The organism is Kitasatospora sp. NPDC059577, from assembly GCF_042735475.1.
GTDB lineage: Bacteria > Actinomycetota > Actinomycetes > Streptomycetales > Streptomycetaceae > Kitasatospora.
Genome location: NZ_JBHWBZ010000001.1, coordinates 562,609 through 568,788 on the forward strand (window position 1 = coordinate 562,609; position 6,180 = coordinate 568,788).

At 75.1% G+C, this 6,180-nt stretch carries 6 protein-coding genes and 1 pseudogene; 5 read left to right on the forward strand and 2 right to left on the reverse strand.

The window, feature by feature from the left end; translation table 11 throughout:
• Positions 1-388: 388 nt before the first annotated feature.
• Positions 389-736 (forward strand): annotated as a pseudogene (locus tag ACFV0O_RS02515) (UBP-type zinc finger domain-containing protein); the annotation flags it as partial.
• Between the two features lie 273 nt (positions 737-1,009).
• Positions 1,010-2,074 (forward strand): NAD(+)/NADH kinase, encoded by a 1,065-nt coding sequence (locus tag ACFV0O_RS02520; protein WP_380335375.1) that lies wholly within the window; start codon positions 1,010-1,012, stop codon positions 2,072-2,074.
• On the opposite strand, the gene ACFV0O_RS02525 is transcribed toward ACFV0O_RS02520, so the two are convergent.
• Positions 1,956-2,249: a SpoIIE family protein phosphatase gene (locus ACFV0O_RS02525; RefSeq protein WP_380335245.1), complete on the reverse strand. Its 294-nt coding sequence runs from the start codon at positions 2,247-2,249 to the stop codon at positions 1,956-1,958. The two genes, ACFV0O_RS02520 and ACFV0O_RS02525, sit on opposite strands and share 119 nt — an antisense overlap.
• Before the next feature lie 72 nt (positions 2,250-2,321).
• Here ACFV0O_RS02525 and ACFV0O_RS02530 point away from each other — a divergent pair, with 72 nt between their 5' ends.
• The 3 genes from ACFV0O_RS02530 to ACFV0O_RS02540 all read left to right on the forward strand — a co-directional run bounded on the left by ACFV0O_RS02530 (position 2,322) and on the right by ACFV0O_RS02540 (position 5,675).
• A complete protein-coding gene (locus ACFV0O_RS02530; RefSeq protein ID WP_380335246.1) occupies positions 2,322-3,644 on the forward strand; it encodes an FAD-dependent oxidoreductase in 1,323 nt (440 codons plus the stop codon).
• A 155-nt stretch (positions 3,645-3,799) separates the two neighbouring features.
• Positions 3,800-4,345, forward strand: a complete 546-nt coding sequence (locus ACFV0O_RS02535) for a MarR family winged helix-turn-helix transcriptional regulator (RefSeq protein ID WP_380335248.1) — start codon at positions 3,800-3,802, stop codon at positions 4,343-4,345.
• A gap of 184 nt (positions 4,346-4,529) precedes the next feature.
• Positions 4,530-5,675 (forward strand): NADH:flavin oxidoreductase, encoded by a 1,146-nt coding sequence (locus ACFV0O_RS02540; RefSeq protein ID WP_380335251.1) that lies wholly within the window; start codon positions 4,530-4,532, stop codon positions 5,673-5,675.
• Here the strand turns inward: ACFV0O_RS02540 and ACFV0O_RS02545 are convergent.
• Entirely contained in the window at positions 5,642-5,806 is a 165-nt protein-coding gene (locus ACFV0O_RS02545) for a hypothetical protein (RefSeq protein ID WP_380335254.1), read from the reverse strand. The genes ACFV0O_RS02540 and ACFV0O_RS02545 overlap by 34 nt on opposite strands.
• Positions 5,807-6,180 lie beyond the last annotated feature (374 nt).

The following is a 6,180-nucleotide window of genomic DNA, read 5'->3' on the forward strand; positions in this document are numbered from 1 at the left end:
CGGGGCGCCGCCCGCGCGTGCCCCGCGGGCGGGGGCCCCCCGCGGGCGCGGGCGCGCGCGGCGCGCTGGGGGGGCGCGCCCCCCCGTCGGACGGTCGGACGGGTGAGGTCGCCTGCGTGGCCACCAGGCGCACCGACTTCCGCGCCGACCTGCCCAGGACCGACACCCCGGTGCTGGTCCTGCACGGCACCGCGGACCGCGTCCCGGCCGTTTCGTGCCCGTCGAGGGCGCCGACCACGGCCGCCGCCGGACCTACGCCGACGAGGTCGACGAGCAGGTGCTCGCGTTCCCGGTGCGAACCCGCGGAGAGCCGGGTACGGGCGGCACCCGGCAAGCCCGTGCGGACGGCGGCGACTACCGTGAAGGCACGACCACCGGAGGAACGCCCATGATCCCCGAGAACGCCGTCAGCCCGCTCGTACCGCCCAGTGGCACCGGCTGCGTCGAGTGCGACGCGGCCGACGGCTGGTGGGTCCACCTGCGGCGGTGCGCCCTGTGCGGGCACATCGGCTGCTGCGACGACTCCCTCGCGAAGCACGCCACCGCCCACGCCAGGGCGACCGGACACCCGGTGATCCGCAGCTTCGAACCCGACGAGGCGTGGTTCTGGAACTACGCCACGTCCGAGTACTTCGAGACCGGGCCCGAGCTGGCGCCACCGCGGAACCATCCGGTCGACCAGCCGGTTCCCGGCCCCGCCGGCCGGGTGCCCGCCGACTGGCAGGACCTGCTCGGCGCCCCCCGGCCCCCCCGCGCCCCCCGGGGCGGCGGGGCCCCCCCCCGCGCGCCCCCGGCCCCCGGGCGGGCCCCCCCCCCCGCCGCCGGGGGGCCCGCCCCGGGGCAGGACCGGCCCGGCGCCCGCGGCCCGCGGGGCGCCCCGCGCCCCCCGGGCACCCGCCCCGGCGAGCCGATCGCCCGTCGAGGCGCCACCATGGGTCGGGTAGGAGCGCGCGGCCATCGCACCCCGACGGGCGGGACCGCGGCACCGCGGCGACAAGGCGAGGTCCCCATGTCCGTGCACCGCGTCGGACTGGTCGTCCATCACGGCCGTGACGCCGCGCGGGACGGTGCGCGCGTCGTGCGGGCCTGGTGCGCGGCGCACGGGGTCCCCTGCACCGAGACCGACGTCCGGTCGCCGGACGGGCGGCTCCGCTCCGGCCGGGAGGAGGCCCACGCCGCCGGGGACCCGGACCTGGTCGTCACCCTCGGCGGGGACGGGACCTTCCTGCGCGGCGCCCGGATCGCCGTGACGACCGGGGCCAGCGTGCTGGGCGTGGACCTGGGGAAGGTCGGCTTCCTCACCGAGGTGCCGGCCCGCGACATCACCGTCGCCCTCGACGCCGTCCACGCCGGGCACGCCCCGGTCGAGGAGCGGATGACGCTGACCATGCGCGCCTCCAGGCCGCCGGAGATGCCCGCGGAGATGGAGGCCTTCCTCTGCTACGGGCGCGGCCCCGCCCTGCCGCCGCCGCAGGTGCGGCCGGAGGACACCGCGGGCGACGGCTGGGGCGTGGCCCTGGACGTCAACGCCCTCAACGACGTGGTGGTGGAGAAGCTCGCCCGCGACCACCAGCTCAGCGCGGGCGTCTACATCTCCGGCCGGCTGCTGGCCGCCTACTCGGCCGACGCCCTCGTCGTCGCCACGCCCACCGGCTCGACCGCGTACAGCTTCGCCGCCGGCGGCCCGGTGCTCTCCCCGCACATGGACGCGGTGGTGTTCACCCCGATCGCCGCCCACATGACCTTCAACCGCACCGTCGTCGCCGCCCCCGACGAACCGATTGCGCTGCGCATCCTGCCGCACTCCGGCCGCGCCGCGGTCAGCATCGACGGGCAGCCGCGGGGGATCATCGACCCGGGTGACTGGATCGGCGTCTACCGGGCCCCGCAGCGCGTGCGGCTCATCCGTCTCCGGCCCACGGACTTCTACGGCCGGCTGCGGGACCGCTTCCGGCTCACCGACGCACCCGCCACCGCGACCGACGGGGAGTCCGCGCCGTTCTTCCGCCTCGACTCGCCCGTCCCCCCGGACCTGGCGGACCTGCGCCTGCCCCCTCCCGCCGCGGCCCGCTGAACGGTTCGCGCCGTTCGACGAGCCCGTCGGTGGACATCACGAGGGTGTCGCCCGTTTCGAGCCGGGCCTCGTGCTCCTCGTACGCGGCCTGATCGATCGCGCCGAGCGGGATGCCGCCGATCCGGGGGCCGCTCCCGTCCCCGGTCGGCAGGCGCCGCGCCAGATTGCTTGACAATCAAGTGTCTCGGACTCCAAGCTATATTTATCTTGAACTTCAAGAGGCATGGCTTTCAAAGGAGTTTTGCCCGTGCACGTACTGATCATCGGTGGCGGCACCGGAGGGATGTGCCTGGCCCACGGCCTGAAGAAGGCCGGCGTGTCGGTCGCCGTCTACGAGCGCTACGGGTCGCGCAGCGACGGCCTGTACGGCTACCGGGTCGGAATCGACCCCACCGGCAGCCGGGCGCTGCACGACTGCCTGCCGCCCCGGCTGTTCGACACCTTCGTCGCCACCTGCGCCAGGGACCCGCGGCGCTTCAACGTGCTGACGCAGTCGATGCGCACCACCGCCACCTTCCGGTTGCCGGAGGCCGAGGACGCGGTCGACGCCGAGCGCTCCGTCTCCCGCTCCACCCTGCGCCAGGTGCTCTTCACGGGGATGGACGACGTGGTCCACTACGGCAAGGAGTTCATCGGCTACGACCGGATCCCCGGGGGCGGGGTCCGCGCCCACTTCGCTGACGGCACCAGTGCCACCGGAGACCTCCTGGTCGCGGCCGACGGCTCGCGCTCGAAGGTGCGCGAGCAGTTCCTGCCGCACGCCCGGGTCAAGGACACCGGCATCACCGCGCTGGCGACCAAGACGGCGCTCACCCCCGAGACCCGCGCACTGGTCCCGCCCGAGGCCCTGGAGGGCATATCCCTCATCTTCGGGACCAAGGGCATGATGGGCATGCTCCACTCGATGGAGTTCAAGTGGGACGCCGACGGCAACCCCAAGGACCCGGCCGACCGGGCGCTGCTCGACGACTGGTCCGGGCTGCAGTTCGACAACACCCGCGACTACCTCAACCTCTCGGTCTGGAGCCGGCACGAGAGCTTCCCTGCGGACGTCACCCGGCAGCGCGGCAGGGAGCTGATCGACACGATCCTCGCCTCGACCCGCAACTGGCACCCCGGTCTGCGCCGGATCTTCGAGCTGTCCGACCCGCAGACCGCCTTCCCGCTCAAGATCGCGACCTCCGAGCCGGTCGAGCCCTGGAAGACCACCAACATCACCCTGCTCGGCGACGCGATCCACACCATGACCCCCGGCCAGGGCGTGGGGGCCAACACCGCGCTGCGCGACGCCGCGCTGCTGTGCCGCCAGGTGACGGCCGCCGCGAACGGCCACAAGCCCCTGCTGCAGGCGGTCGGCGACTACGAGGCCGAGATGATCCCCTACGGCTTCCGGCGCGTCGCCGACTCGCTCGGACAGAACGGCACCACCGCCGCCGACCCGCTCTACCGGCCCGGCATCGGCCGCCTGGCCCTGTTCGGGGCCCGCAGCTACTTCAGCGTCACGAGCAGGGTCCCGGCGCTGAGGAACAGGTTCCTCGACCAGCTGTCCGCCTACCGCGGCGACGCGTAGCCGCCCCGCCCGCCCGAGGGGTGCCCGTTCCGCCCCGCCGGCCCGGGTGCCCGCCCCGCCGGCCCGGGTGCCCGCCCCGCCGGCCCGGGTGCCCGCCCCGCCCGGCCGGGGCCCGGCACGCGGCCACGGGCCATCACGGAAGCCAGGTATCTTGAATGTCCAGCAAAACCGGCCCCGGGGGACACGACGCCTTGAACGACGAGCGCACCGCCGGGGAAACCCGGCTCAACGACAGCGTCGAGGCCTACCAGGCGGCCGTCGACGACTTCGACCGCGAATGCGCCCGCGTTCTCGGTGTCAACGAGACCGACCTGCGGTGCCTGGAGATCCTCCTGCGGGAGGTGGAGGAATCCTCCCCCACCGACCTCTCCGACCGGCTCGGGCTGACCACCGGCAGCGTCACCACGATGCTCGACCGGCTCGAACGCGCGGGCTATCTGACCCGCGCCGCCCACCCCACCGACCGGCGCAAGTCCGTCGTGCGGGCCACCCCCCAAGCCGCCACCCGCGCCCACGAACTGATCGGCCCGCTGGTCGACGGCGCCCGCAGCGAGGTGCTCGCGCACTTCGGCCCCGAGCAGCTCGACGTCATCACCGACTTCCTCGACCGCGCCCGCGACCTGACCCGGCAGCACATCGAACGCCTGCGCACCACCGAACCCACCCGGACCCGCACCGGCTCCACCACCGCGCGCGGCTGACCCGCCGCGCGACCGGCGGGACGGAACGCCGCCCTGCCAGGGCCGGCGGGGGTGCCCGGCGCCGGTGTGGCACGGATCACGGCGAGGTCGGCACGGTCGGCGAAATGCGGAGGCCGCCGGGGCGGTTGGCACGGGCAACCGTTTCGATCCGGCGCACACCACCGCTACCCGCGAGGAAACCCCCATGACCGTCACCGAGCCCGCCGCGGCCGCCGACCGTTCCGCCTCCCGCGCGGCCGAGATCCTGTCCCGGCCCGTCACGATCAACGGGCTGACCGTGCCCAACCGCATCGTGATGGCGCCGATGACGCGCCAGTTCTCCCCGGGCGGCGTGCCCGGTGAGGACGTGCGCTCCTACTACGCCCGCCGCGCCGCCGCGGGCGTCGGCCTGATCGTCACCGAGGGCACCTACGTCGGCCACGAGTCCGCCGGGCAGAGCGACAGCATCCCGCGCTTCCACGGCGAGGAGCAGCTGGCCGGCTGGGCCCGCGTCGCGGAGGACGTCCACGCGGCGGGCGGCACCATCGTGCCGCAGCTCTGGCACATCGGCATGGTGCGCAAGCAGGGCGACCCGCCGTTCGCCGACGCCCCTGCCGTCGGCCCGTCCGGCATCCGGCTCGACGGCACCGAGGGGACGGGCCGGGCGATGACCCGGGCCGACCTGGACGCCGTCATCGGCGCGTTCGCGGAGGCCGCCGCGGCCGCCGAGCGGATCGGCTTCGACGGTGTCGAACTGCACGGCGCCCACGGCTACCTGCTCGACCAGTTCCTGTGGGCGGGCACCAACCGCCGCACCGACGCGTACGGCGGCGACCCGGTCGCCCGGACGAAGTTCACGGCCGAGCTCGTCGCCGCGGTGCGCGGGGCCGTCTCCGCGGAGTTCCCGGTGATCTTCCGCTACTCGCAGTGGAAGTCGGAGAACTACGACGCCCGCCTCGCCGAGACCCCGCAGGAGCTGGAGGCGATCCTCTCCCCGCTCGCCGAGGCCGGGGTCGACGCCTTCCACGCCTCGACCCGCCGCTACTGGGTCCCCGAGTTCGACGGCTCCGACCTCAACCTGGCCGGCTGGACCAGGAAGCTCACCGGCCGCCCCGCCATCACCGTCGGCTCGGTCGGCCTCGACGGGGACTTCATCCGCGCCTTCGCGGGCGAGGGCGCCCCGGTCCAGGGCATCGACGACCTGCTCGACCGGCTGGAGCGCGACGAGTTCGACCTGGTCGCCGTCGGCCGCGCCCTCCTCCAGGACCCACAGTGGGCGGAGAAGGTCCTCTCCGGCCGCTTCGCCGACCTGCGCTCCTACGACGCCGCCGCGGTCCGCACCCTGAGCTGACCACGGCGCCCCGGGTCCCGGCCGCACGGCGAGTGCGCCGGGACCCGGCCGCCGTCGTGCCGGGCGTAGCGGTAGTCGACCCGGTCGGTGTCGATCCGGGTGGCGAACACCTCGTCGGCGACGGTGTGCACGCGGACGTCGGTGCCCGTGACGCGCCGCTGGAACCGCACCGGGCAGCCGGCCGCCGTCGGAGGACGTCGCGCAGTCCGGCGAGCACGCCGAGACGAGAGGTCGTTCGCGCACCCGATCGACATCGTGACCCAGGCCCTCGACGTCTTCATCACCGGCATCCGAACACCGCAGTCCCGCCGTTCCGCCGTTCCGACCGGCCCGCGGCCTACGGGTGCCGCGCGGGCCCGAGGACGGGGTCGATCTCGGCCAGGATCAGGTGCAGTCGACGGGCCGCCCCCCCCGGGCCCGCCCCCCCCGGGGGCCCGGGGGGATCCCCGCCCCCCCCCCACGCCCCCGCCCCGGGGGCGGGGGCGAACCCCCCCCCCACCGAGCA